The organism is Actinoplanes sp. NPDC023801, assembly GCF_040639655.1.
In the GTDB taxonomy this organism is placed as follows: Bacteria; Actinomycetota; Actinomycetes; order Mycobacteriales; family Micromonosporaceae; genus Actinoplanes.
The window spans coordinates 286,336-310,554 of sequence record NZ_JBFAAI010000001.1; the positions used below are offsets into that span (position 1 = coordinate 286,336).

Below are 24,219 nucleotides of genomic sequence, written 5' to 3' on the forward strand. Positions count from 1 at the left end.
GATGCGCGCCATGGTGATCGACGACTCGCGTGCGATGCGCATGATCCTCAAGCGCATTGTCACGAAGCTCAACTTCGAGGCGGTGGAGGCGGGGGACGGCAAGGAGGCGATGGACCTTCTCGCCGATATGACCGAGGTGCCGGAACTGGCCCTCATCGACTGGAACATGCCGAACATGAACGGGCTCGAGTTCGTCACCAAGGTCCGGGCCGATCCACGGCTGCGGGAGATGACTCTCGTCATGGTCACCACCGAGAGCGAACAGAGCCAGATCGTACGGGCGCTCGCTGCGGGCGCCCACGAGTACGTGATCAAGCCCTTCACCGAGGGCGCCATGATCGAAAAGCTGGCCCTGCTGGGCCTCGTCCCGACCGGAGCAAACTCATGAGCGTCGAAGTCGAGGTCGACGAGAGCGACCTCGCCGAGATGGTGGAACAGGTGTGGGAGTCATACCTGGATCCCGAGGGCGTCAGCCCGCTGATCCCCACGTACGACGAGAACCAGCCGTCCGAGGTGCATTCCTCGGTCTCCATCACCGGGTCCTGGAACGGGCATGTCGTCTACGCCTCATCCCGTGCCGCCGCCCAGCGCGCCGCGGCCGCCTTCCTCGCCATGGAGCTTGAGGAAGTGAGCGACGACGACATCTCCGACACGCTCGGCGAACTGGCCAACATCGTCGGCGGCAACGTCAAGGCGATGTTGCCGCCGGGGGCACATTTGTCGCTCCCCCAGGTGAATCTCGCGCCGGAGTCGTCGGCGCGTTTCCCGAACACCCAGCGGATCACCGGGGTGTACGGGGTGTGGGAAGGGGAACCGGTGTCCATTTCGATGTGGCAGAGCAGCACCGACAACAAGGAGGAGGGTGCATGAAGATCCTCATCGCCGACGACAGCCGGGTGATGCGGCAGATCGTCGTCCGGACCCTGCGGCAGGCCGGTTTCGGAGACCATGACCTGATCGAGGCGGCGGACGGCCAGGAAGCCTTCGACAAGGCCACCACGGAGAATCCCGATCTGGTCATCTCGGACTGGAACATGCCGCACCTGACTGGGATCGAGGTGTTGCGGCAGCTCCGTGCCGCCGGCAACAACGTCAAGTTCGGCTTCGTGACCTCGGAGTGCACGCCGGAGATGAAGACGGCGGCCGAGGCGTCCGGATCCGCGTTCTTCATCGTCAAACCCTTCACTGCTGAGCGATTCGATGAAGTGTTCGCTCCTATTTTGGGATGATTAAGACATGTCAGACGTCTCGGTTCTTCCCGGCTCTCTAGCCGTACGCAACCTGTTCGAGGACCTCCTCGGGCGAGAGGTGACCGTCAGTCCCGGCGACCCCATCGGCGCGCCGGAGGTACCTCTCACGACATGCGCGATCTTCACCGACAACAGCCAGAAGATCTACGCGGTCATGGGCATGACGCTCAGCCTCGCCGCCAACGCGGGAGCCGCGCTCGGCCTGCTGCCGGCCGGCGCCGCCGAGGACAGCATCGACGAGAAGCAGCTCTTCCCGAACCTGGCGGAGAACGTCTTCGAGCTGTGCAACGTGTTCACCAGCCTCCTCAACCGTGAGGGTGCCCCGCACGTGAAGCTGTACCAGGTGATCTACCCGAACCAGGAGCTGCCGGGTGACGCTCGCGCGGTCCTGCTCGCTCTGGGGCGCCGCCTGGACCTGAGCGTCGAGGTCAACCGCTACGGAAAGGGCAAGCTGAGCCTGTCCCTCGCACCCTGACCCTGCAGAGCATTAGGCGTACCAAATTGAAGATCTTCCGTTGCGGGCCCGCCGAGTCATCGGCGGGCCCGCAAATTTGTCTCTAAGTAATCCGGGGCCCGGGCCGAAGCTTAGGTTGAGCCTGATACGGGACAGGAGAAGTCGATGACCTCACCGATGTCCGGACCAACCGGAGCCGATGCCGCCAAGGCCTTGGCCGCGGCCAAAGCCTCTGAGGCCAAGAGCAAGTCGCTCGGCGACAAGGACACCTTCATGAAGCTCCTCGTCGCGCAGCTGAAATACCAGGATCCCACCAAGCCCGCCGACTCGACCGCGTTCCTTGCGCAGACCGCGCAGTTCACGCAGGTCGAGAAGCTTGAAGACATGATCGACATGCTGCAGTCGCAGCGGATGATCGGGGCCAGCTCGCTGGTCGGCAAGACCGTCACGTACCAGGACGCCCTCGGCGCCCTGCAGACCGGCGTGATCACCTCGGCGAAGCTCAACGGAGACAGCGAACCGACGCTCAGGGTCGGGAACACGGATGTGCAGCTGTCAAAGGTCACGGAAATCTCGACGACCGAGAACAAGACCGCATGATCTCCCATCCGACCGCCGCCCTGCCCGCCACCCGAAAAGCGGAAGCAGGGCTCGTTGTTCCTCCCACCGCGAAGGATTCCGTCTAAATGCTGCGTTCTCTCTACTCCGGTATCAGCGGCCTCAATGCCCACCAGCGGATGATCGACGTCACCGGTAACAACATCGCGAACGTCAATACCACCGGTTACAAGTCGTCGCAGGTGCAGTTCAACGACACCATGAGCCAGATGCTCGGTGCGGGCGGTGCGCCGCAGAACGGGATGGCCGGTACGAACCCGGCCCAGGTCGGCCTCGGCGTGCGCGTCGGTGGCATCACCGCGAACTTCAGCCAGGGCTCGGCGCAGACCACCGGCAAGTCCGGCGACATGATGATCCAGGGCGACGGCTTCTTCATCACCCGCAGCGGCAACGAGAACCTGTACACGCGTGCCGGCTCGTTCTTCTTCGACGCGAACGGGACGCTGGCCACCGCCACCGGCGAGCCGGTGCAGGGCTGGACCGCGGACGCCAACGGCGTCGTCAACTCGGGTGTGCAGCCGGGCGACATCAGGATGCCTCTCGGCGCGACCATCCCGCCGAAGCAGACCACCGAGGTCACCCTCAAGGGCAACCTGACGAGCGACTACCCGGCCGACCCGCTGGCGCTCAAGGACGTGGTCACCATCCCGGTAAAGATCTTCGACGACAAGGGTGCGACCCGCACGGTCACCGCCGTGTACAGCCGCAACGTCCCGGACCGGACGACCGTGGTGACCGACTGGACCATCGACCTGTACGAGCACTACGACCCCACCGGCCTCACCGCGAACGTCCCGGTCGCCGGTACGAGCCAGATGGCCCTCGACATGTCGAAGGGCAAGCCGACGATCGAGCAGACCGACACGCCGGCAGCCGGAAACCTGGACTCCGACGGCAACATGGTCTTCCGTCCGGCCAACCCCAACGCCACTCCTCCGGACCCCGGCCTGAAGATCAACATGGCTGACCTGACCATGTACTCGGGCCTCACCGACGCGCGGGTCTTCAACGTCGACGGCCAGACGGCCGGCGCTCTCACCTCGCTCTCCTACACCGTGTCCGACAGCGGGGAGATCATCGGCGTCTACAGCAACGGCCTGAAGCAAACGCTGGGCCAAGTCGCCATGGCAACCTTCAAGAACGTCGCCGGCCTGGAGAAGGTGGGCAACTCCCTGTTCCGGACCACGGTCAACTCCGGGTACCCACAGGTCGGCGAACCCGGCAGTGCCGGCATGGGTCAGGTCGTCTCCGGCGCGCTGGAGATGTCCAACGTCGACCTCGCGCAGGAGTTCACCAACCTGGTCGTCGCCCAGCGCGGTTTCCAGGCCAACAGCCGCATCATCACCACCTCTGACGAGATCCTTCAGGAGCTCGTCAGCATGAAGCGCTGACCCTAGCTGTACCCGGACGGCCGGGACAGGCATACGTGCCTGTCCCGGCCGTTCTGTGATCTCTCCGGGTGATCGCAGTCGCACCCGAACAGCGACCACCTCGATCTCATCGGCAACCGGGATCGGGCCGAAGTAACAGGCGAAGGGCCACGGACGGCCCCACCAGCCAAGGACGACCCAAGGACGGAACTGTCTTGATCCTCGTAACTCGTATCAACGGCGCCGTGTTCGCTCTGAACCCGGACCTGGTCGAGCGCGTCGACTGCACGCCCGACACGGTCGTCACCCTGGTGGACGGCACCAAGTACATCATCGCCGAGTCCGTGCCCGAATTCATCGACTCGGTGCGTCACTACCGCGCCTCGCTGATCGCCCAGGCGAGTCGCATGGAGCCCGAGCCCTCGGCCCTCACCACTTCCTCGTCCTCCTCGGATGACGAGCTCGATGCCAAGGTGCTCCCGCTGCACCGGAAGGAACGCTGATGGACCTCGCTACGATTATCGGTGTCGCCGCCGGCCTGGCCGTCGTCTTCCTGGTCCAGATCGTGGAGGGCGGCTCACCTCTCTCCATCATGCTGTGGCCGTCGATGCTGCTGGTCTTCGGTGGCGGCTTCTTCGCCGCCATGGCGGGTGGCGTCATGAAGGACACGAAGGCTTTCGGCGATCAGCTCAAGAAGGGCTTCACCAAGAAGGTCATCCCGCCCGCCGAGCTGCTCGACAGCGTCGTGAAGCTGGCTGAGCGGGCGCGCCGCGAGGGCCTGCTGGCCCTCGAGGACGCCGTCAAGACCGTCCAGCATCCCTTCCTCAAGCGGGGTCTGCAGCTGGCCATCGACGGCACCGACCCGGACGAGCTGCACGACATCCTGCACGCCGAGGTCGGTGCCAAGAAGAAGGCCGACAAGGCCGGTGTGAAGTTCTTCGAGTCCTGGGGCGGTTACGCCCCGACGATCGGCATCATCGGCACGGTCATGGGTCTGGTGCTCGTCATGGAGAACCTGGACAAGCCCGAGACGCTCGGCCACTCGATCGCCGCGGCGTTCTGCGCCACCCTCTGGGGCGTGCTCAGCGCCAACATGATCCTCCTCCCGATGGGCGCTCGCCTGGCTCGGCTGAGCGCGATCGAGGCCGAGGAGATGGAACTGGTCATCGACGGTGTCCTGGCCATCCAGGCCGGCTCGAACCCGCGTCTGGTCGCCCAGAAGCTGCGCAGCCTGCTGCCGCCCGACGAGATGAAGAAGGCCGAAGCTGCGGCCTCGAGCAAGAAGGCGGCCTGACCTAGATGAGTTCCGGCGGGGGCAAGCGTAAGCAGAAGCACGAGGAGCACGAGGAGCACGCCAATCACGAGCGCTGGCTCGTGTCGTATGCCGACATGATGACCCTGCTGTTCGTTCTCTTCGTGGTGCTCTTCTCCATGAGCGACGTCAACAACAAGAAGTTCGCCCAGCTGGCGGCCGGTCTCTCGGCGGGGTTCGGAGCTCCTAGCCCGGCCTTCCAGGGCAACAGCGCTCCGCTTGACGGATCGGCCAACAACGCGCAGGTGGTGCAGATCGACCCGGGTTCCAACCCGGGGGACGGCACCTCCGGCACCGAGGGCCTGAACCAGAAGCAGAAGGAAGCGGTCGAGCGGGCCATCGTGGCGGAGAACCGCAAGAAGGCTTCGGCCAACGCGGAGAAGGCCGCCAAGGAGGTCGAGGATCTGAAGGCCATCGAGCGGAAGATCGCCGACGCGCTCCTGGCGCAGAAGATGCTCAACAGCGCCAAGTTCACCATCGATCAGCGCGGTCTGGTGGTCACCATCGTCACCAACGAGGTGGTCTTCGCCGGCAACCGGGCCGAGCTCCAGGAAGGCGGCGAGAAGATCCTCAAGGCGATCTCACCGACCCTGGCCGGGCTGCCGAACAACATCGAGGTGGACGGGCACACCAACCAGCTCAAGGCGCGGACCACGTACTACCCGAGCGGCTGGGAACTGTCCGCGGCGCGTGCGTCGACCACGGTCCGGTTCTTCACCGACCACGGTCTGGCGAAGAAGCGGCTCAGCGCGGTGGGCTTCTCCGACACCAAGCCGCTGATCGATCCGAAGGACCCGCGCTCGGTCCAGATGAACCGCCGGGTGGACGTCGTCGTCCTGACCCAGCTCACCGCGGACCAGGCGGCGCTGCTGCCCTCCGCGGCAGGCAAGGACGGGCAGCTGCACACCGGCCAGACCACGGCCGAGTACCTGGCCGAGCAGAAGGCCGCGGCCACGAAGGCCGGCACCGGCGCGACTGCCCCGGCCACCACGACCAAGACCACGACCAGCACCACCGACCACGACTGAACTGAGGGGGAGTTCTGATGGCTGACGAGAAGGAAACGGCTGAGGCGCCGAAGAAGTCGAAAAAGATGCTCATGATCGTCATCGCGATGACACTTGTCGTCCTCGGTGGCGGTGGAGCGGGGGCGTTCTTCATGCTCCGCGGCGACTCGGCCTCGGCGGCCGAGGAGAAGCCGGTCAAGGGCGCGGTTGTCGCGATCGACAGCACGCTGACGGTCAACCTCGCGGACGGGCACTACCTGAAGTTCGGGTTCTCCCTCCAGATGACCGAGGCGGCCGGCCACGAGGAGATCGACGCCTCCCAGGCGCTGAACCTCGCGATCGAGCAGTACACCGGCCGTCCGATCGCCGAGCTCTCCACCGAGGAGGGCCGCAACAAGCTCAAGGCCGAGCTGCTCGAGAAGATCGAGAAGGCCTACGAGCACGACGGGACGCCGATGGTGATGGACCTGTACTTCACGTCCTTCGTCACCCAGTAAGGCACTGCCGCCGGGCGGGTCTCCCCAGGGAGATCCGCCCTTCGGCGCGAGAACTGGATGAAAACGCCGCCACGGCTCAGCGGTTCGGTAACTGAGCCGATGAGGACGACGTGACCACCGCACAACGATCCCCCGGCAGGATTTCACGTCGCGGCCAAGGCGGAGGCCCGACCGCGTACGACTTCCGGCGCCCCATCAAGCTCTCCCGCGAGCACGTCCGTACGCTGCAGATGGTCTTCGAGTCGTACGCACGGAGTTGCGGCACCCTGCTGACCACCCGTCTCCGGGTGGTCAGCAACGTTTCCCTGATCTCCATCGAGCAGCTGAACTACGACGAGTACGTCGCCGCGCTCGCCAACCCGACGATCATCGGTGTGGTCACACTGGACCCGTTGCCCGGCACGGTCCTGCTGGAGATCGCCCAGTCGGCAGTGATGACCGCGATTGATCACATGCTCGGCGGCCCCGGAGGCACCCAGCCGGAGCGGCCGTTGACCGAGGTCGAGATGCCGCTGCTGCGTGGTCTGATCGAGCGGATGCTCGGCGAGCTGCGCTACGGCTTCGAGAGCATGGTCGACCTCACGCCCAAGCTCAAGGAGATCGAGTACAACGCGCAGTTCCTGCGTGCGCATGCGCCCGGTGACGCGGTCGTGGTGGCCTCGTTCGAGACCAAGATCGGCGCCGAGGAGTGCATCTCCACCATCTGCCTGCCGTTCAACACCATTCTGCCGGTGCTGTCGCGCACCGAGACGATCGTGCTGAGCGCGGCCGAACGGCAGGTGAAGGACACCGCCCTGCGGAACCTGACCGCCGGACTTTCCGCCGCTCCGATCGACGTAGCAGTGCGATTCCAGCCCATTCGGATGCGCACCGATGACATCGTGGATCTACGCCCCGGTGACGTCGTCCCGCTCGGACATATGACCAGCCGGCCGCTCGAGGTGACCGTAAACGACATCGTTTTCGCTCATGCAGTTCCCGGTAATCAAGGCGCCCGGCTCGCGTGTCTCGTCGTGCCGTCGCCCAACGAGAGCTCGTCCAAGGAGTCTGGCCGCCCATGACCGCGCCCACCATGACCGCGCCTCAGCTCGCACTGGCCCGGAACGCGGCCGAGGCCGCGCTGGCCGTCCTGCCCACCAGCCGTGCCCTGGTGGCCGCCGACCCGGTCATACCGGACGCCGGGACGGTGATCGAGGGCCAGGCGATCACGGCGCGGTTCACCGGCGCGGCCTCCGGTGAGGTTCTCGTGGTGGTCGGGCAGGACCTGGCGGACGCCCTCCGGGAGAGCCCGCTCGGCGAACTGGACCTCACGGCGGCGGTCCGGCCGGCTCTCGAGGCGGCCGCCCGGGTCTTCGGTCCGGTGGTGCTCGATCCCGGCCAGCTGATGGAGCCGGAGGTCGCGCTCAGCGCGCTGGCCGCGAAGGAGGGCGCGATAGCGGTCCCGCTCCGCGACGAGTCGGCGGTACGAGCCGTGCTCGCTCTCGCCCTGAGCCAGTGGCCGGGCGACGACCCGGGGGCGGTGAACATCTCTCAACGGGCGGCTCCCGCGCGTTCCGGAGGCCGGGGCGGACTGGACATGTTGCACGACGTCGAGATGGAGGTCTCGGCCGAACTCGGCCGGACCCGGATGAGCGTGCGGGAACTGCTGTCGCTCACGCCCGGCGCGATCGTGGAACTGGACCGGGCCGCCGGCAGCCCCGCCGACCTGCTCGTCAACGGCCGGCTGATCGCCCGGGGCGAGGTTGTCGTGGTGGACGAGAACTTCGGCATCCGGATCACCGAGATCGTCGCGCCAGGAGCGGAGTAACGATCTTGATTCCGCTCGTCCTCCGGGTAGCCCTCGCCCTCCTGGCCGTCCTCCTGCTGATGTGGCTGCTGGCCAAGGCGGTGCGCCGGCCGTACGTCATGCGCCGTCACGGTCCGCTGGCGGTGCTCAACCGCCAGCAGCTGGGCCGCGGCTCGGCCGTTGCCGTGGTCCGGGTGGCGGACCGGGCGTTCGTGCTCGGAGTAACCGAACAGCAGGTCAACCTGCTCGGCGAGGCCGACATCGAGGCGTTCGAGACCGAGCCGGAGGAGCATCGCGACCACCTCGAGGTGGAGCCGGACGGCCTGCACGCGAAGGTGCCCGGCCGGCATCCCTCGCGCCTCGGCGAGCGGCTGGAGGGCTCCCTGCTCTCTCCCCGCACCTGGGGCTCCACACTCGAATTCCTGCGCGAGCGAACCACAAGGCGATGATTCCGATGAGGCGCGCTTTCCCGTTGCTCATGCTGGCGGCCATCGTGGTCCTGCTGCCGGCGGCCGCCGACGCGGCTCCCGCGCCTCCCTCGCCACCGAGCATCGACATCCAGATCAACGGTACGAACCCGGACGGCAGCCGGCCGGCCTCGTCCCTCGTGATCGTCCTCGGTCTGACCCTGCTCTCGGTGGCGCCGGCCCTGTTGCTGCTCTGCACGTCTTTCACCAAGGTCTTCATGGTCCTCGGCATCACGCGCAACGCGCTCGGGCTGACCAGCATGCCGCCGAACCAGGTGCTGGCCGGACTGGCCCTGTTCCTGAGCATGTTCATCATGGGCCCGACCGTGTCCGCCATCAACGATCTGGGTGTGCAGCCCTATCTGAACGGCGACAAGACCCAGTCGCAGGCGTTCAAGGACGGGGTCGAGCCGCTGCGGCAGTTCATGTACGAGGTGACCCGTGAGGACGAGATCGCCCTGCTGACCAAGGTGTCCGGCGACGAGCGGCCGGCCAACATCGAGTCGGTTCCGCTGACCACCCTGATCCCGGCGTTCGTGCTGTCCGAGCTGCGGGCCGCCTTCATCATCGGGTTCGTCATCTTCATCCCGTTCCTGATCATCGACCTCGTGGTGTCCGCGTCGCTGATGTCACTGGGCATGATGATGCTGCCACCCGTCACGGTGGCGCTGCCGTTCAAGTTGCTGCTGTTCGTGCTGGTCAACGGCTGGGCTCTGATCATCACGGCGCTGGTCGGCTCGTACTGAAGCGATGAACTTCGACATCGCCATCGCGGAGTTCCTGGCGGTCATGCTGGGAGCGGTCCGGACCGGCGCGTGGATGATGCTGTGCCCCCCGTTCAACTCCCGGCTCATCCCGGGACAGGTGAAGGCGCTGCTCTCGGTGGGTCTGACCATCCCGATGGCGCCGTACCTGACCAGCACCGTCCCGTCCCTGGAGACCAAGGATCTGATCGCCACCGCCGCTCTGCAGGTCCTCGTCGGCGCGGCGCTCGGCTTCTTCACGGCACTGCTGTTCGCGGCCCTGCAGGCGGCGGGTGACCTGCTCGACCTGTTCAGCGGTTTCACGCTGGCCGCGACGTACGACCCGTTCTCGCAGAGCAGCGCCTCGATCTTCGGGCGGTTCTACAACCTGGTGGCGCTCACCCTGCTCTTCGCCAGCGACGGCCACCAGATGATCCTCCGTGGCTTCCTGCAGAGCTTCCGTACGCTGCCGCTGGATGCCTCGTTCTCGATGGAGATCTTCAGCCGGCTGCTGCTGAAGGGCATCGGCGAGATGTTCCTGGCCGCGATCCAGATCGCCGGTCCGCTGATCGCGGTGCTGTTCCTGGCCGACGTGGCGCTGGGCCTGCTGAACCGGGTGGCGCCCGCGCTCAACGCGTTCCAGCTCGGCTTCCCCATCAAGATCTTCCTGGTGGTGACCCTCTCCGGGCTCGCCGTCGCGATGCTGCCGACGGTGCTCGACACGCTCGTCGAGAAGGCCGTCACCGCGGTGGTCCGGCTCAGCGGCGGCTGAACCAGGCCGTCACCGCGGTGGTCCGGCTCAGCGGCGGCTGAACCACGCCGAAAAGCGTGAGGAAGGCCGCGAGCGCGAGGAGGTGAGAGATGTCGGGCGAGAAGACCGAGGAACCCACTGAACAAAAACTGAAGAAGGCCCGCCAGGAGGGCCAGATCGGCCGGAGCCAGGACATCGGCGCCTGGGTCGGCATGCTCGCCGCAAGCATCATGCTGCCGCGCACCCTGAGCCAGGCCATGGAGCACGCCCAGGACCTGATGGCGAAGATCCCGGACACGATCGCCGAGCCGGATCCCGGCAAGACCCTCGCGATCTTCAAGGACGCGCTGCTCAGTGCCGGCTGGGCGGTCCTGCCGCTGGCACTGACCATGATGGCGGTCGGCGTCGTCGCGGCCGGCGCGCAGGGCGGCATCCGGGTCGCCACGAAGCTGTTCATCCCCAAGTTCAACCGGCTCAACCCGTTCAGCGGCCTCAAGCGCATGTTCGGCCCGCAGGCGCTCTGGGAGGGCTTCAAGGCCCTGATCAAGACGGCCGTGCTGGCCATCGTGCTGTACATGACGATGCAGGACATCGTGCCGGTGCTGATGGACGCCGGGCAGCTGCCGCTCATGACGCTGCTCGGGGTCGTCGACGACGCGGCGATCCAGCTGATCCGGGCCGCGGCGGTGGCCGGCATCGTGATGGCGGCGGCCGACTACTTCGTGGTGCGCCGGCGTACCCAGAAGCAACTGCGGATGAGCAAGGAGGAGGTCAAGCAAGAGCACAAGAACACCGAGGGCGACCCGCTGATCAAGGCCCAGATCCGGGCCAAGCAGCACGCCATGGCACGGAACCGGCAGATGGCCGACGTGCCGACCGCGGATGTGGTCGTGGTCAACCCGGTGCACGTCGCGGTCGCTCTGCGGTACGAGCCGGAGAAGGGCGCGCCGCGGATCGTGGCGAAGGGCAAGGGCCCGATGGCCGCGAAGATCCGCGAGCTGGCCACCGAGAACCGGATCCCGATGGTGCAGGACATCGCGCTGGCCCGGGCGCTGAACCAGAACTGCGAGGTCGGGCAGGAGATTCCGGCGGAGTTCTTCGGCGCGGTGGCGAAGGTGCTGGCGTTCGTGATGAGTCTCAAGGCACGTGGTGCGGCAGCCGGTTTCCACCGCAACCCGAACCCGACCCCAGCCATGGCATAACTACCGATTCCGGAGATTTCCTCACAACGCGGTGCAAGAGCAGGGAAGATCGAGACGTGGCGGTGCCACAGCGGCCTCAGTGACGGCGACGGAACGCCGAACAGAACAACGCCAGGACGGCGACGGCTGGGCTCGGATGGCCATCGAACTGCCCATGCTCGGAAGGTGCCGTGAAGAAACGAAACCTAGGCAGGTATGCCGTACCCATAGGGGTCGTCGGCATCATCCTCATGATGGTCGTGCCCCTGCCGACCTTCCTGCTGGACCTGCTGATCGCCGTGAACATCACGGCCGCCCTGCTGGTCCTGCTGATCTCGATGTTCGTCCAGAGGCCGCTCGACTTCGCGGTCTTCCCGGCGTTGCTGCTGGTCATGACACTATTCCGGCTGGCCCTCAACATCAGTGCGACACGCCTGGTGCTCCGGGACGGCGATGCCGGCAAAGTGATCCACGCCTTCGGGAGCTTCGTGGTCGGCGGCAACCTGATCATCGGTCTGGTGATCTTCTCGATCCTGGTGATCGTCCAGATGATCGTGGTGACCAAGGGGGCCGAACGCGTCGCCGAGGTCGGCGCCCGCTTCACCCTCGACGCCATGCCGGGTAAGCAGATGGCGATCGACGCCGACCTCAACGCCGGCCTGATCGACGATGCCGAGGCCAAGACGCGCCGCGCGGATGTGGCCGCGGAGGCCGACTTCTACGGCGCCATGGACGGTGGCTCCAAGTTCGTCAAGGGCGACGCCATCGCGGCCATCATCATCACGCTGATCAACCTGGTCGGCGGTTTCGCCATCGGCGTCGCCCAAGCCGGGATGGCCCCGGCCGACGCGATGAACCACTACAGCCTGCTGAGCATCGGCGACGGGCTCGTCTCGCAGATCCCCGCGCTGCTGCTGTCGGTCGCCACCGGTCTGATCGTGACCCGCTCCGCCACCTCCGGCGACATGGGCCAGACGGTCACCACCCAGCTCAGTCAGAACAAGCTGGCCCTGCGGATCGGCGGCGGGGCGGCGATGGCCCTCTGCATCATCCCGGGTCTGCCGCCGTTGCCGTTCCTGCTGGTCGGCGGGGCCGTCCTGCTGATCGCCCAGCGGGTCAAGGATCCCATTCCCGAGCCGATCGAGAAGGCGGGCGCCGCCGCCGAGGCGGTCGACCTGCCCGCGCCGGACTCGCCCGAACAGCTGCTCGGCGAGATGCGCATCGACCCGCTCGAACTCGCGCTCGCCCCGGACCTGGTCGACCTGGTCGACGCCAGCAGCGGGGACCTGCTCGACCGGGTGCGTGCCCTGCGCCGCAAGATGGCCATGGAACTCGGCGTGATCATGCCGCCGGTCCGCACCCGGGACGACCTGGATCTGCCGCTCTCCTCGTACGCGATCCGGATCTCCGGGGTCGACGCCGGCACCGGTCAGGCGCCGCCGGGCACCGTTCTCGCCATCGGTGAGGGACTGCAGGCACTCCCCGGCCGGGCCGGGGTCGAACCGGTCTTCGGGCTGGCCGGCAAGTGGGTGCCGGCCGAGATGCACTACCAGGCCGAGATCTCCGGGGCGACGGTCGTCGACCGGGCCTCGGTGATCATCACGCATCTGGCCGAGATCGTCCGGACCAACGCGAGCCGCCTGCTCGGCCGCGAGGACGTCCGCGCCCTCAGCGAGATGGTCAAGCGGACCCACCCCGTGGTGGTGGAGGAGCTGACCCCCTCGCTGCTCAGCCTGGGCCAGGTCCAGAAGGTGCTGCAGGCCCTGCTCGACGAGGGCGTGCCGATCCGCGACCTGGTCCGGATCTTCGAGGCGCTGTCGCTGCGGGCCAAGGTATCGGTCGACCACGACGGCCTGGTCGAGGCGGCGCGCGCCGCCCTCGGCCCGGCCATCGCCGCCCAGTACGCGACCGGCGGCCGGCTCACCGTCATCACGCTGGACCCGATGCTCGAGCAGAGCCTGCTCGAATCGCTACGGCCCAGCGACACCGGCGCCTTCATGGCTATCGACGGCATGCGTGCCGAGGCGATCGTCAGCGAGACGAGCCGGCTCTCCGAAGCCGCCGAGCAGCAGGGACTCAATCCGGTCCTGGCCTGCTCACCACAACTGCGGCTGCCACTGATGCGGCTGCTGCGAGCCGGCTCCCGCCGGGTCCAGGTGCTGTCGTACAGCGAAATCTCTGGTTCCACCGCACAGATCGAGACGATAGGGGTGGTGAACGGTGCCTACGCGGGTGCTGCTTGAGGGACCGGCCATCGAGCCGCTTCTGGCTCAGGTACATGACGAGTACGGCTCGGGCGTCCGGATCATCTCCGCCGACAAGGTACGAAGCGGTGGTATCGGGGGCTTCTTCGCGAAGCAGCACTACGAGCTCTCCGTCGAGGTACCGGATTCAACCGAGGAAAGTGACGACATGGCGCAACAGACCGTCGCCGGCAACGGCACACACAACTTCGAGCGGCTGCTCGAGCAGGCCGAAGCCCAGGACCGGGTGACCGCCGACCGGCCGGCCGCCCCCGAACGGCGCAGCCGCCAGGAGGGCCGGCAGGCTGCCATCGGCGACACCGGAGCGGCGTTCGCCGAACTGATGGCCGGACTGGACGTGGCCGGTCACCTCGGTGAGGGCCGGGCCCCGGGTCGTCCCCGCGCTACCGAGCCGAAGGGCGCGGAGTCCCGCGAGGAGACGCCCACCGTGCGTCCGTTCCGCCCGGCCACCGCCAGCGGCTCGGCGGTCAACGCGGGCCAGCGGCCGCTGCCCGCGGCGCTGCCGACCGTACCCAGCTTCGGCGATCGTCCGGCCTTCGGCGATCGGCCGGCCGGCAAGGACCGGGAGACCCCGGAGCCGCGCGAGACCATGACACCGATCCGGGCCGCCGCATCCATGCCCCGGTCGGTCTCACCGGCACCGCTGCGGACCGCCGAACCCACTCCGGCGCCACCCCGTGCCGCATTCGCCCAGGCGCCCGCTCCGGCACCGCTGCGTTCCGCGGCCGATGTGTACGGGCTCGACGAGTCGATTCCGGTCTCGCCGTCCCCCGCGGCGCCCGCCCCGGTGGCACTGCGCTCCGGCGATCTCGACCCGGTGCAACGCAACCTGATCACGGTCGGGATGCCCGAGCCGATGGCCCGCAAGATCACTGGCGGGGACACGTACGCCGGAGTGCTCAGCGTGCTCGCCGCCCGCCCCGCCGCCCCCGGCATCCCGGACGGTCCCGGAGAGATCCTGGTACTGGCCGGCGAGGTGCACACCGCGGTGCCGATCGCCAAGCAGATCCTGGAACAGCTGCACGTGGACCAGACCCACCTGCTGCTCGCCGGGCCCTCCACGGCCGGTACCGGGCTGCACTCGTCCCGGCTCATCTCCAGCCGCAGCTCAGCCGAGTCGCGTACCGAGAAGCTGCAGGCCTCCGAGCACCCATGGGTGGTGGTGATCGACGCACCGGTCGGCGGCACCGACCCGTTCTGGGTCAACGACATGTGCGACGCGCTCGGCGCCACCGCGCTCTGGGCCGTCGTCGACGCCACCCGCAAGACCGCGGACACCGCCCGTCACCTGCGCAACCTCGGTGACGTCGAGGCGCTCGTGGTGCACAGCGTGGAACTCACCGCAGATCCGGCATCGGTGCTCGGCCTGGACGTCCCGATCTTCTCCCTGGACGGCAAGCCGGCCACACCGCACGCCTGGGCCGCGATGCTCTGCGCCCGGATCGCGGCCGAGGTCATGCCGTCGGCGGTGGCTCCGCGCCGGGTGACCCGCTCCGGCCGCCGCTGACCTCCCTAGCCGATGATCAAGCCATCGGTTCTGCTGTTCGCGCTGCTGATCAGCGCGCCGGCGTGGTACCGGCTGCTCCACGACGAGGTCGACCTGATCCAGGTGCTGATCCGGTTCCTCGTCGCGGTGCCGATCGCCGCCGTGCTGCTGGCCGGGCTCCGCTTCATCCTGGCCGGATACCGCAAGGCCGACGAGGAGCCGCCGCTGCCCACCGTGGTGCCCGAGCCGTACGAGAGCGCCCCGGAGCGTAAGTCGACCTGATCGGCGCCGGCCCCGCACATCGCGGGAGCCGGCGCCGATCTCGTCGTATCAGGCGTGGATGTCCAGCCGGCCGCTTCCGGGGTCGACCCGGCGAGTCGCGGTCGGGGCCGGTTCGGCACCCACGTCCGGGCCACCGCGGTTCCCGTCACCGGACCGGCGGCCCGGTCCCTCGCCGAACTGCTGCCGGCCCTGCTGCGCGTTGCCCTGCCGCAGGTCGAGCGTGCAGTTGTCGAACCCGGAACTCTCCAGCTCACGCCGCAGGTCGTCGAGTGACTGCCGGAGTGCATCGGTGCCGGCCTCGGTGCCGCCGGTCAGCTGCACGCTGATGTCACCGTTCCTGATCTCCGCCACCACCTGTACCGGGCCCAGGTCGGCCGGGTGCAGGTGCACGGTCAGCCGGTGCACGCCGTCGGCGTCCAGACGAAGCGGGACGATCCGGGTGGCGAGCTGCGCGGCCGGAGGAGCCGGCGTGGCCGGAGCTGCCGGCGGCGCGGCCTGCGCCTCCGCGACCGGTGCGGCCGGTGCGGTGGCCTGCGGGCCGGTCATCCCGGCGAGCCCGGCCACCTGGGGAGCCGGGATCCCGCCTTCGGCCGGTCCGGCGGTGGGCTGGGGAAAGCCTGTGGAGAACGCGGTGGCGTCCTCCGGCGAGGTCCGGCCCGCGGTGGCCGGCAGATCGGTTCCGGTGCCCTGCCCACCTTGGCGGGCCTGGTCGCCCTGACCCGATGCGCCCTGCTCCGAGCCGGCGCCCGTTCCCGTGCCCGGTGCGGGGTCGCCTGCCGGTGCCGTCCCGGCTGCCGGGTCCGGCGTGGTGACGGCTCCGGTGGGCTCGGTGGTGGCCGGGGCTGCCGTCTCCGCCGTGGCCGCGGTACCGCGCAGGCTTTCCGGACGTAGCGTGGCGGCGGTCTCGGCAGCGACGGGAAGCGCCGGTCCCTGTACCGCAGCAGGCGCGCCCGGTGCGGTGGCCGGTGCGACCCCGGGTGCCTGACCCGGTGCCGTGACCTGCGCGGCTGCCTGAGTCTGGGCGGTTCCGGCCGTCGCGGCGGCGGCCGGTGCCGCCTGTCCGGTTGCGTCGAGCGTGCCGGCACCGGCGGCGGCCGGCGGCGTGGAAGCCGGCTGTGCGGCGGACGGTGCGGTGGTGGCGGCGGTCTGGTCGGGGGCCGCTACGGCGCCGGTCTGTGTGGTGGCGGTCTGTGTGGTGGCGGTCTGAGCGGTGCCGGTCTGTGCGGTGGGGTTCTGGGCGGTGCCGGTCTGCGCAGCGGCGTTCTGGGCGGTGGCGGCCGACGCGACGGCGGTGCCCGCCGGCACCGTGGATGCCGTGCCGGGCTGGAGCCCCGTCTGCTCCTCCGCGGCCGGGACCTCGCCGGCACCCGCCTGCGGAGCGACTCCCGTGAGCGCCGTCGTGGCTGTCTCGGCGTTCGCGTCGGTTCCGGTCGTCGGAGCCGGCGCGACCGGCACGGCGGTCATGACACCGGCAAAGGCGTTGACGGCGGCGTCGGCCGGAGTCTTCTCCTTCTCCCGGCCGTCCTCCGACACCTGCTCGGCCACGACCGTGGTCTTCTCTTCGGCGGCCGGGGCGGGCCGGCCGGCGGCATCGGCCCGGGTCCCGATGGGGCGCTGGGCGGCGAGCCCGGCGGCCTTGGCGGTGACGGGCGCGGTGACCGGTCGCTTCATCGGGCGCACGTTCTCGTCCCGGACGGCGTCGCGCTCGGTGGCCCGGTCGGTCGGCGGCCGCTCCGCGGTCCGCTGCTCAGCCCGGTCGCCGGCCCGCAGGGACGCGGTCCGGGCCGTAGCGGCGCGGTGGGCGTCGGCCCTGTTCGAGTCGGCCCGGTTCGAGTCAGCCCGGTTCGAGTCAGCCCGGTACGAGTCAGCCCGGTACGAGTCAGCCCGGTTCGAGCCGGCCCGGTTCGAGTCAGCCCGGTTCGCGTCGGTGCGGGCGGAGTCGGCCCTTGCGGCACCGGCTCGGCCGCCGATGGCCGCTCGCGAGATCGCGGCCCGCTCGGCGGCAGCACGCGATGCGGCCTCCCGCGATGCGGCCTCCCGCGATGCCGCTTCCCGCGATGCCGCTTCCCGCGACCTGGCCTCGCGCGATGTGGCCTCGCGCCCGCTCGTGTCCTTGACGGCAGCGGGGCCGTTGCCGCCGGCCACCGGCCGGGGGGCGGCCGAGCCGGCCCGCTCACCGGCACGCCGGTCTGATTCGTCCTTGCCGGTGGGCCGGCCGACCTCGGCGGAGAGCGCCGACCCGAAGTTCGATCCACCCTCCTCGCGTCGCCCGCCCGGCCGCTTGGTCGTCTCGTTGCCCGGCCGCCGATCCGGACCCGTCACTGAACTCGACGTCGTCATGCGGTCTCCCCCTGCTCTCGACTGCTCATCCGGATCAACCTCAGCCGCCGAGCGCGGCCAGGGCCTTCTGCACCTTCGGGACGTACGCCTGGGTCTCGGCGAACGGCGGAATGCCGTCGTACCTGTGCACCGCCCCGCCGCCCGCGTTGTAGGCGGCCAGCGCCAGCGGTACCGACTTGAACTCACGCAGGTGGGAGGCGAGCAGCTTCGCCGCGCCGTTCACCGCCTGTGCCGGGTCGAAGGCGTCCTTCACCCCGAGGCCGCGTGCGGTCGCCGGCATCAACTGCATGAGGCCCTGGGCCCCGGCCTTGCTGACGGCCCGCGGGTCGTAGCCGGACTCCACCTTCGCGACCGCGGCGAGCAGCTTCGGCGAGACGCCGTGCTTGGCACCGGCCTGCTCGAACAGGTTGGCGTACGGCACACCGGCCAGCCCGCCACCGGTACCCCGCAAGCCGGCCGGACGCAGCGACGACATGTCCTGCACGGCGGCGGCCGGCACGGTGTCGAGGACCCGCCGGATGGCGCTGGGTGTCTCGTAGACGTTCTGGATCTTGACTCGGTCGCCCGGCTTCGGTGCCGCGATCATCCGGTTGTCACCCAGGTAGATCGCCACGTGGTCGACCGGCGAGTTGAAGGCGAGGATGTCGCCCGGCTTGGCGTCGGACAGGCTCGCGACCGGGCGGCCGGCCTTGGCCTGCTGCCACGAGTTGCGCGGCAGCTCGACGCCGAGGTCACGGTAGGCGCGCTGGACCAGGGCCGAGCAGTCCAGCCCCTTGGCCGGGTCGTCACCGCCGAAGACGTACGGCGTACCCAGGTACTTCTTGGCCGCCGCGACGATGTCGCCGCCGGTCGGCCCGGTGGCCGTGCTGCCGCCGGTCCTCGTGCCCGTGGCGCCGGCCAGCGCCGAGGCGAACTTCGCGCCGGACGTGCCGCCGGCCGCCGCCGGGGCCGGCTTCAGGCCGAGCTGGTCCTGCAGCTCGGCCATGCGGGACAGGACTCCGGTGACACCCAGCATCATGCTTCGCTCCGCTTCGGGTCGTTGACGGTTCCGGCGGCGTTCCGCGCTTTGGCGGTGACGGCGAGTTCGTCCAGTGAGGCCTGATCGGTTCGCAAGTCGTGAGCCTTGACAGTGGCGGCGTGACGTTCGGCCATCATCTCCACGGCCCGGCGCCGCTTGGCGGCGTCGGCGAGGGCGGACAGTTTCTCCTGTTCGATCTCCTCGGCGCTGGTCACCATCCGCTGGGCGTCGAAGAGCCCCGCCGCGAGCGACTGCCGGGCGACCAGCGCCGCGACCATGGCCCGGGCCGAACCCTCGGACGGTGCGTCCGCGCCGACGAGGTCCAGCTTGCGACGCTTGACGAGGGCCTCGGCGGCACGGGTCTCGGCGCGGGACTGAATCACGGCGCCACGGGCGGCGTCCTCCTGTGCCTTGCGGGCGCGCAGCACGGGTGCCAGTCGGAACAGGCGGTTCAACGTTGGCCTCCTAGCGGGGCCGGTGGGCCCTCACCTAGCCGCTTCGGTCCGCCCGCCGAACCCCTGAGGCCTGCACCGACTTCGCTACCGACCTGCCAGGGCCGCTTTTCTCAAGGCCGCCGTTCGCTGCCGCCCGCTGCTTCTCCGGCGCCGCCTGCGGTGTTCGGGCCCGCACACGGCCGCTGCGCCCTCCGCGCCGCCGTGGCCCCGGCCGCGACGGGTGGGCGCGGTGCACGATTCGCTCCCGCTCAACCCCAGCCGGCGCGTACGGCTGTCTCGGGCGCTTTGAGGCAGCGGTGTGGTCCAGCTCGGGGTCAGCAGGTTGCTATCAGCGCTCTTAGGGCGGCCCAGGCCGAGTCTGCGGTGGTGCGGTCGTCGAGGCCCTGGCGGAGGAAGGCGCTGATCTGCGGCCACGCGGCGTTGGCCCGGTCGGCGTCGTGGTTCGTGCCGGGCACGTAGGCGCCGATCTCGACGAGTTCGCGCACGTCGCGGTGCGCGGCCATCAGACGGCGCAGCTCGGTGGCGTCGGCCCGCTGCTGCGGTGTGGTGATCTTGTTGGCGACCCGGGAGATCGAGTCCAGCGCCTGGATCGCCGGGAAGTGCCCGGCAGTGGCCAGCTTGCGGTCCAGCACGATGTGACCGTCCAGGATGGACCGGGCCGCGTCGGCGATCGGCTCGTTGTGGTCGTCGCCCTCGACCAGCACCGTGTAGAGGCCGGTGATGCTGCCCCGGGCGCCCGGCCCGGCCCGTTCCAGCAGCGAGGCGAGCATCGCGAAGACCGACGGCGGATAGCCGCGGGTGGCCGGCGGCTCGCCGACCGACAGTCCGACCTCACGCTGCGCCATGGCCGCACGGGTCACACTGTCCATCATCAGCAACACGTCGGCGCCCTCGTCGCGGTAGTACTCGGCGATCCTGGTGGCCACCGCACCGGCCCGCAGCCGGACCAGCGGTGGGGTGTCCGAGGTGGCGATCACCAGCACTGAACGGGCCAGACCCTCCGGTCCGAGGTCGTGCTCGATGAACTCGCGTACCTCCCGGCCGCGCTCGCCGACCAGGGCGACCACGTTCAGTTCGGCCGCGGTACCCCGGGTGATCTGGCTCATCAGGGTCGACTTGCCGACGCCGGAACCGGCGAAGATGCCGATCCGCTGGCCCTTGCCGCACGGGACGAGGGTGTCGAGAACGCGTACCCCGAGAGACATCTGCTCGCCCACGAGCTGCCGTTCCATCGCCGAGGGCGGTGCCGCGTCGATCGGGACCATCTGGCCGCGCAGCGGCGGCCCGCCGTCCATCGGGCGGCCCAGCCCGTCCAGGATGCGTCCGCGCAGGTCGGGGCCGACAGAGACGCGCAGCGGGCCGCCGGTGCTGAAGGCCGGGGTCCCGGCGCCCATGCCGGCGATCGGGCCGAGCGGCATGCAGGACAGTCGTTCCCCGTCGAGCGCGGCCACCTCGGCCAGGACGGTGCCCGGCCCGGTACCGATCCGCAGCAGGTCGCCGACGTTGGCCTTCAGACCGCTCACCGTCACCCGCAGTCCGACAGCGCCGGTGACCCGCCCACTGACAAGTGGGCGGGCCGCCTCGATCGCGTTGTGCAGACGGTGCTGGAAGAGATCGGTCATGGGTTGTCCTCTACAGGCGCAGCGCCTCGCGGGCCCGCTCCACCGCCGCGGCGATGGTGGCGTCGACGGTCGCGGTGCCGGTCTCGGCGACCGCGTCCCCAGGCTGCAGCCCGGGGTCGGGGCGCAGCGTGATCCTGCGGCCCTCGAAGTCGAAGTCCTGGCCGGAACCCTCACCGACCAGGTTGCGGTAGTCCTCCGGGTGCAGACTGACCGTCACGTCACCGTGCTCGGGCGCGGCGGTCATCGCCCGGCGCAGCGCGTCCGCACCCCGTTCCGGGTCCTCGCGCATGCTCCGGCCGATGATCGCCTCGGCCAGGTCCCAGGCGCTCGCCAGCACGACTTCCTGCAGCTCGGTGAAGGTCGGCATGAGCTGGTCCTCCAGGCCGGTCACCGCACGGCCGAGGGCGTTCACCGCGCTGGCCAGGGCGGCTGCGCGGCGCTGCTCGTACGCCTCGGCGGAGGCGGTGGCACGCACCGCGGCCGCCTCGTTGGCCTCCGCGGCCTCGCGCTTGCCCTGCGCCCATCCCTCGGCGTAACCGGTGGTCCGGGCCTGTTGCCGGGCCCGTGCCACGACCTCCTCGTCGACCGGCGTTTCCTGCCGCAGGTCGATGCCGAACCGTGCGGCGACGATGTTCTCCGCCGCCACCCCGCGGATCACCCGATCAGGCGATGAGCTCATCGGCCTCGCCGCCACGCTGGATCTCGATCTGTCCGGAGTCCTCCAGGGTGCGGATGACACTGACGATCTTGGCCTGGGACTCCTCGACCATCTTCACCTTGACCGGGCCGAGCAGGTCCATCTCCTCGAGCAGGTTCTCCCGGCCGCGTTCGGACAGGTTCTTGGTGACCTTGTCCCGTACGCCCTCGGGCACGCCCTTGAGAGCGGTGGCCAGGTCGGCCGGCTCCACCTGGCGCAGGATGAGCTGCACCGCGCGGTCCTCGAGGTTGATGATGTCCTCGAACATGAACATCCGGCGGCGGATCTCCTCGGCCAGTTCCGGGCTGCGAGCGTCGAGCGCCTCCAGGATGAGCCGCTCGGTGGTGCGGTCGGCGCGGTTGATGATGTCCACCAGTGGCTGCAGGCCGCCGACCGTGGACAGCTCGTCCGGCTGGAGCACGCTGGACAGCTTGCGCTGCAGGGCGCTCTCCACCTGGCGGATGATGTCCGGCGAGGTACGGTCCATGATCGCGATACGGTGCGCGACCTCGGTCTGCACCTCGAGCGGCAGCCCGGCCAGGATCGACGAGGCCAGCCCGGACGGGATGTGGGCCAGCACCAGCGCGATGGTCTGCGGGTGCTCGTACTGGACGTAGGAGAGCAGCTGCCGCGGGTCGGCGTGGCTCAGGAAGTTGAACGGGATGTCGTTCATGGACGCCTCGAGCCGCTCCAGGATGAGCGCCGCCCGCTCCTTGCCGAGCGACGCCTCCAACAGCTCACGGGCGTAGTCCATGCCACCCGACCCGGCGTATCGGGTGGTGGCCATGGCGTAGAACTCGTCCATCACGTCGTCGACCTGGGCGGGATCGAGCTTGCCCAGCCGAGCCACCTCGGCGGACACCTGCTCGACCTCTTTGTCGGTCATGTTCGCCATGACCTGGGCCGCGTGTTCCCTTCCGAACTGGACCAGCATGATCGCGGCCTTGCGCACTCCGGTCATGGAGAGCGTGGTGAGCGCCGGTGTAGTCAACTGTTGCTCCTGTGGTTCAGCGGTTGCTCTCGTCGGCGGAGATCCAGCTGCGGATCAGGGACGCCGTCTCGTCCGGCTTCTCCCGGACCAGGTCCTCGATCTCACGATGACGCTCCTCCCGCGCTTCGTCCGTCTTATCGGCGACTTCAGGAAGCTCCAGCATGTGCGCGGTGGTGACGTCGATCTCAGCGGCGCGCTGCGCTTCCAGCGCGGCCTGCATCTCCTCCAGGTGCCGACGCTCCTCCTCGGTGAGCTGCTGCTGCCGCTTCTTGGCGCGGCGGTTGGCCCGCCAGGCCAGCAGGATCAGCATCAGCACCACGAACAGCAGGGCCCCGGTCTGGATCAGTTTGGTCTGCTTGGCCGACTTCTCCGCCGCGGCGGCCGCGGCGAGCTCGTCCTTGACGGCCTGGGCGGCCGAGTTGTCGAACGGCATGGCGGCGACCGCGATGGTGTCACCCCGGGTCGGGTCGATGCCGGCCGCCGCGCTGAGCAGCTGCTGGATCTCCTCCGGGTTGATCTGACCGGCCACCTCGCTGTTCAGCATGACCGCGACGTTGAGCCGCTCGATGCTGCCGGGAGCGTTGCGACGAACTTCCTCGGACTCGTTGAGCTGACGGTTCCGGACCTCGTTCTTGTTCTGGTACTGCCCGGATCCGGCGCCGTTGGGCACCTGGATGTTGTCCGGGCCGAGCACGCCGCCACCGGGGGTACCGCTGCCGGCGTAGGTCTCGGTGCTGAGGCTTTCCGACTGGGCGGGTACGGCCGGGTCGGCGCTGTACTTCTTCTCCCGCACCTCGACCTGGTCGAAGTCGAGCGTGGCGGTCGTGTTGACCACCGCCTGGCCCGGGCCGACGAGGCTGTCGAGCATCCGCTGCAGCGAGGAGTTGAGACGGTTCTGGAACGCGACGGTCTGCTGCTCGGCGCCGCTGTCCGCGCCGGCCGCGCCGATGGCGTTGCCGCCGCCGGTGGAGAGCATCCGCCCGTTCGAGTCGGCGACGGTGACCTGGGTCGGATCGAGACCTTCGACGCTCGAAGCCACCAGATGCACGATCGACTGGACCTGGGCGGTTTCGAGCGGGTTGTTCGACTTCGAGGCGACCAGGACCGACGCGGTCGGCTTGGACTGGTCGTCGGTGAAGACGTCCTCCTTCGGCATGACGAGGTGCACGGTTGCCGCCTCGACGCCGTCGATCGACTTGATCGTCTTGGACAGCTCGCCCTCCAGCGCCCGCTGGTAGTTGGCGTGCTGCATGAACTCGCTGGTGGTGATGCCCTGCTGGTCGAGCAGCGAGTAGCCGGTGCCCTCGTCGTTCGGCAGGCCCTCGCCGGACAGCTGGAGCCGCAGCTGGCTCACCTGCTCGCGCGGCACCAGGATGGTCTGACCGTCGTTGGCCAGCTCGTACGGGGTACCCGCCTTCTGCAACGACTCGACGATCGCGCCCGCGTCCTTGGTGGACAGGTTGTTGAACAGGATCTGGTAGGACGGCTTGGCCGCCCAGGTGGCGAAGAAGTAGCCACCGACAGCAAGAGCGAGAACCGCGAAGATCGTGACAGCCTTCTGTCCCGGCGTGAAGGACTTGAAGGTGTCCGTGATGCGGCGTACCGGAGCGGGAAGGCGATCGGTCATG

26 protein-coding genes are annotated in these 24,219 nt (G+C 69.1%); 19 read left to right on the forward strand and 7 right to left on the reverse strand.

The features are described 5' to 3' along the window. Position 1 precedes the first annotated feature (1 nt). The 19 genes from AB0G04_RS01320 (at position 2) to AB0G04_RS01410 (ending at position 15,468) form a co-directional block, all read left to right on the forward strand. On the forward strand, positions 2-388 hold the full coding sequence (locus tag AB0G04_RS01320; RefSeq protein WP_173476755.1) for a response regulator: 387 nt from the start codon (positions 2-4) through the stop codon (positions 386-388). After that, entirely contained in the window at positions 385-870 is a 486-nt protein-coding gene (locus tag AB0G04_RS01325; protein ID WP_360974423.1) for a chemotaxis protein CheX, read from the forward strand. The genes AB0G04_RS01320 and AB0G04_RS01325 overlap by 4 nt, the downstream gene beginning before the upstream one ends. Further along, positions 831-1,229, forward strand: coding sequence for a response regulator (locus AB0G04_RS01330; protein WP_360974426.1), 399 nt, complete (start codon positions 831-833; stop codon positions 1,227-1,229). Before AB0G04_RS01325 ends, AB0G04_RS01330 begins: the two co-directional genes overlap by 40 nt. Before the next feature lie 7 nt (positions 1,230-1,236). Next, positions 1,237-1,725, forward strand: a complete 489-nt coding sequence (locus AB0G04_RS01335; protein WP_360974429.1) for a hypothetical protein — start codon at positions 1,237-1,239, stop codon at positions 1,723-1,725. A gap of 144 nt (positions 1,726-1,869) precedes the next feature. Beyond that, positions 1,870-2,304 carry a flagellar hook capping FlgD N-terminal domain-containing protein gene (locus AB0G04_RS01340; RefSeq protein WP_360974432.1) on the forward strand — a complete coding sequence of 145 codons (435 nt, stop codon included), beginning with the start codon at positions 1,870-1,872 and terminating at the stop codon, positions 2,302-2,304. An 86-nt stretch (positions 2,305-2,390) separates the two neighbouring features. Further along, positions 2,391-3,713 (forward strand): flagellar hook protein FlgE, encoded by a 1,323-nt coding sequence (locus AB0G04_RS01345; RefSeq protein ID WP_360974435.1) that lies wholly within the window; start codon positions 2,391-2,393, stop codon positions 3,711-3,713. Positions 3,714-3,907: 194 nt separating this feature from the next. Next, positions 3,908-4,195 carry a flagellar FlbD family protein gene (locus tag AB0G04_RS01350; RefSeq protein ID WP_360974438.1) on the forward strand — a complete coding sequence of 96 codons (288 nt, stop codon included), beginning with the start codon at positions 3,908-3,910 and terminating at the stop codon, positions 4,193-4,195. After that, complete coding sequence (locus AB0G04_RS01355; protein ID WP_360974441.1) at positions 4,195-4,986, forward strand: MotA/TolQ/ExbB proton channel family protein; 792 nt, start codon at positions 4,195-4,197, stop codon at positions 4,984-4,986. Before AB0G04_RS01350 ends, AB0G04_RS01355 begins: the two co-directional genes overlap by 1 nt. A 5-nt stretch (positions 4,987-4,991) precedes the next feature. Next, complete coding sequence (locus AB0G04_RS01360; protein WP_360974444.1) at positions 4,992-6,032, forward strand: flagellar motor protein MotB; 1,041 nt, start codon at positions 4,992-4,994, stop codon at positions 6,030-6,032. 17 nt (positions 6,033-6,049) lie between these two features. After that, the gene (locus tag AB0G04_RS01365; RefSeq protein WP_360974447.1) at positions 6,050-6,508 is read left to right on the forward strand and encodes a flagellar basal body-associated FliL family protein; all 459 of its coding nucleotides are present in this window, start codon (positions 6,050-6,052) and stop codon (positions 6,506-6,508) included. A gap of 110 nt (positions 6,509-6,618) precedes the next feature. After that, complete coding sequence (locus AB0G04_RS01370) at positions 6,619-7,569, forward strand: flagellar motor switch protein FliM (RefSeq protein WP_360974450.1); 951 nt, start codon at positions 6,619-6,621, stop codon at positions 7,567-7,569. After that, positions 7,566-8,315: a flagellar motor switch protein FliN gene (gene fliN / locus AB0G04_RS01375; RefSeq protein ID WP_360974453.1), complete on the forward strand. Its 750-nt coding sequence runs from the start codon at positions 7,566-7,568 to the stop codon at positions 8,313-8,315. Before AB0G04_RS01370 ends, fliN begins: the two co-directional genes overlap by 4 nt. Before the next feature lie 5 nt (positions 8,316-8,320). Next, positions 8,321-8,743: a flagellar biosynthetic protein FliO gene (locus AB0G04_RS01380; protein ID WP_360974456.1), complete on the forward strand. Its 423-nt coding sequence runs from the start codon at positions 8,321-8,323 to the stop codon at positions 8,741-8,743. Between the two features lie 5 nt (positions 8,744-8,748). Then, positions 8,749-9,507, forward strand: coding sequence for a flagellar type III secretion system pore protein FliP (gene fliP / locus AB0G04_RS01385; protein ID WP_360974459.1), 759 nt, complete (start codon positions 8,749-8,751; stop codon positions 9,505-9,507). 4 nt (positions 9,508-9,511) lie between these two features. After that, positions 9,512-10,276 carry a flagellar biosynthetic protein FliR gene (gene fliR, locus AB0G04_RS01390; RefSeq protein WP_360974462.1) on the forward strand — a complete coding sequence of 255 codons (765 nt, stop codon included), beginning with the start codon at positions 9,512-9,514 and terminating at the stop codon, positions 10,274-10,276. Between the two features lie 89 nt (positions 10,277-10,365). Continuing rightward, the gene (locus AB0G04_RS01395; RefSeq protein ID WP_360974465.1) at positions 10,366-11,457 is read left to right on the forward strand and encodes an EscU/YscU/HrcU family type III secretion system export apparatus switch protein; all 1,092 of its coding nucleotides are present in this window, start codon (positions 10,366-10,368) and stop codon (positions 11,455-11,457) included. A gap of 230 nt (positions 11,458-11,687) precedes the next feature. Continuing rightward, on the forward strand, positions 11,688-13,679 hold the full coding sequence (locus AB0G04_RS01400) for a flagellar biosynthesis protein FlhA (protein WP_360974468.1): 1,992 nt from the start codon (positions 11,688-11,690) through the stop codon (positions 13,677-13,679). Continuing rightward, positions 13,657-15,207, forward strand: coding sequence for a hypothetical protein (locus AB0G04_RS01405; RefSeq protein ID WP_360974471.1), 1,551 nt, complete (start codon positions 13,657-13,659; stop codon positions 15,205-15,207). The genes AB0G04_RS01400 and AB0G04_RS01405 overlap by 23 nt, the downstream gene beginning before the upstream one ends. A gap of 12 nt (positions 15,208-15,219) precedes the next feature. Beyond that, positions 15,220-15,468 carry a hypothetical protein gene (locus AB0G04_RS01410; RefSeq protein ID WP_360974474.1) on the forward strand — a complete coding sequence of 83 codons (249 nt, stop codon included), beginning with the start codon at positions 15,220-15,222 and terminating at the stop codon, positions 15,466-15,468. Positions 15,469-15,516: 48 nt separating this feature from the next. Here the strand turns inward: AB0G04_RS01410 and AB0G04_RS01415 are convergent, their stop codons facing one another. The 7 genes from AB0G04_RS01415 to fliF form a co-directional block, all read right to left on the reverse strand. Further along, a complete protein-coding gene (locus tag AB0G04_RS01415; RefSeq protein WP_360974477.1) occupies positions 15,517-17,808 on the reverse strand; it encodes a flagellar hook-length control protein FliK in 2,292 nt (763 codons plus the stop codon). 40 nt (positions 17,809-17,848) lie between these two features. Continuing rightward, positions 17,849-18,826: a transglycosylase SLT domain-containing protein gene (locus AB0G04_RS01420; protein ID WP_360974480.1), complete on the reverse strand. Its 978-nt coding sequence runs from the start codon at positions 18,824-18,826 to the stop codon at positions 17,849-17,851. Continuing rightward, on the reverse strand, positions 18,823-19,281 hold the full coding sequence (locus AB0G04_RS01425; RefSeq protein WP_360974483.1) for a cell envelope biogenesis protein TolA: 459 nt from the start codon (positions 19,279-19,281) through the stop codon (positions 18,823-18,825). Before AB0G04_RS01425 ends, AB0G04_RS01420 begins: the two co-directional genes overlap by 4 nt. A gap of 314 nt (positions 19,282-19,595) precedes the next feature. Further along, a complete protein-coding gene (locus tag AB0G04_RS01430; RefSeq protein ID WP_360974486.1) occupies positions 19,596-20,903 on the reverse strand; it encodes a FliI/YscN family ATPase in 1,308 nt (435 codons plus the stop codon). A 10-nt stretch (positions 20,904-20,913) separates the two neighbouring features. Continuing rightward, positions 20,914-21,582, reverse strand: coding sequence for a FliH/SctL family protein (locus AB0G04_RS01435; RefSeq protein WP_360974489.1), 669 nt, complete (start codon positions 21,580-21,582; stop codon positions 20,914-20,916). Next, on the reverse strand, positions 21,566-22,591 hold the full coding sequence (fliG, locus tag AB0G04_RS01440; protein ID WP_360974491.1) for a flagellar motor switch protein FliG: 1,026 nt from the start codon (positions 22,589-22,591) through the stop codon (positions 21,566-21,568). The genes AB0G04_RS01435 and fliG overlap by 17 nt, the downstream gene beginning before the upstream one ends. A 16-nt stretch (positions 22,592-22,607) precedes the next feature. Beyond that, positions 22,608-24,218: a flagellar basal-body MS-ring/collar protein FliF gene (gene fliF / locus AB0G04_RS01445; RefSeq protein WP_360974493.1), complete on the reverse strand. Its 1,611-nt coding sequence runs from the start codon at positions 24,216-24,218 to the stop codon at positions 22,608-22,610. Position 24,219 lies beyond the last annotated feature (1 nt).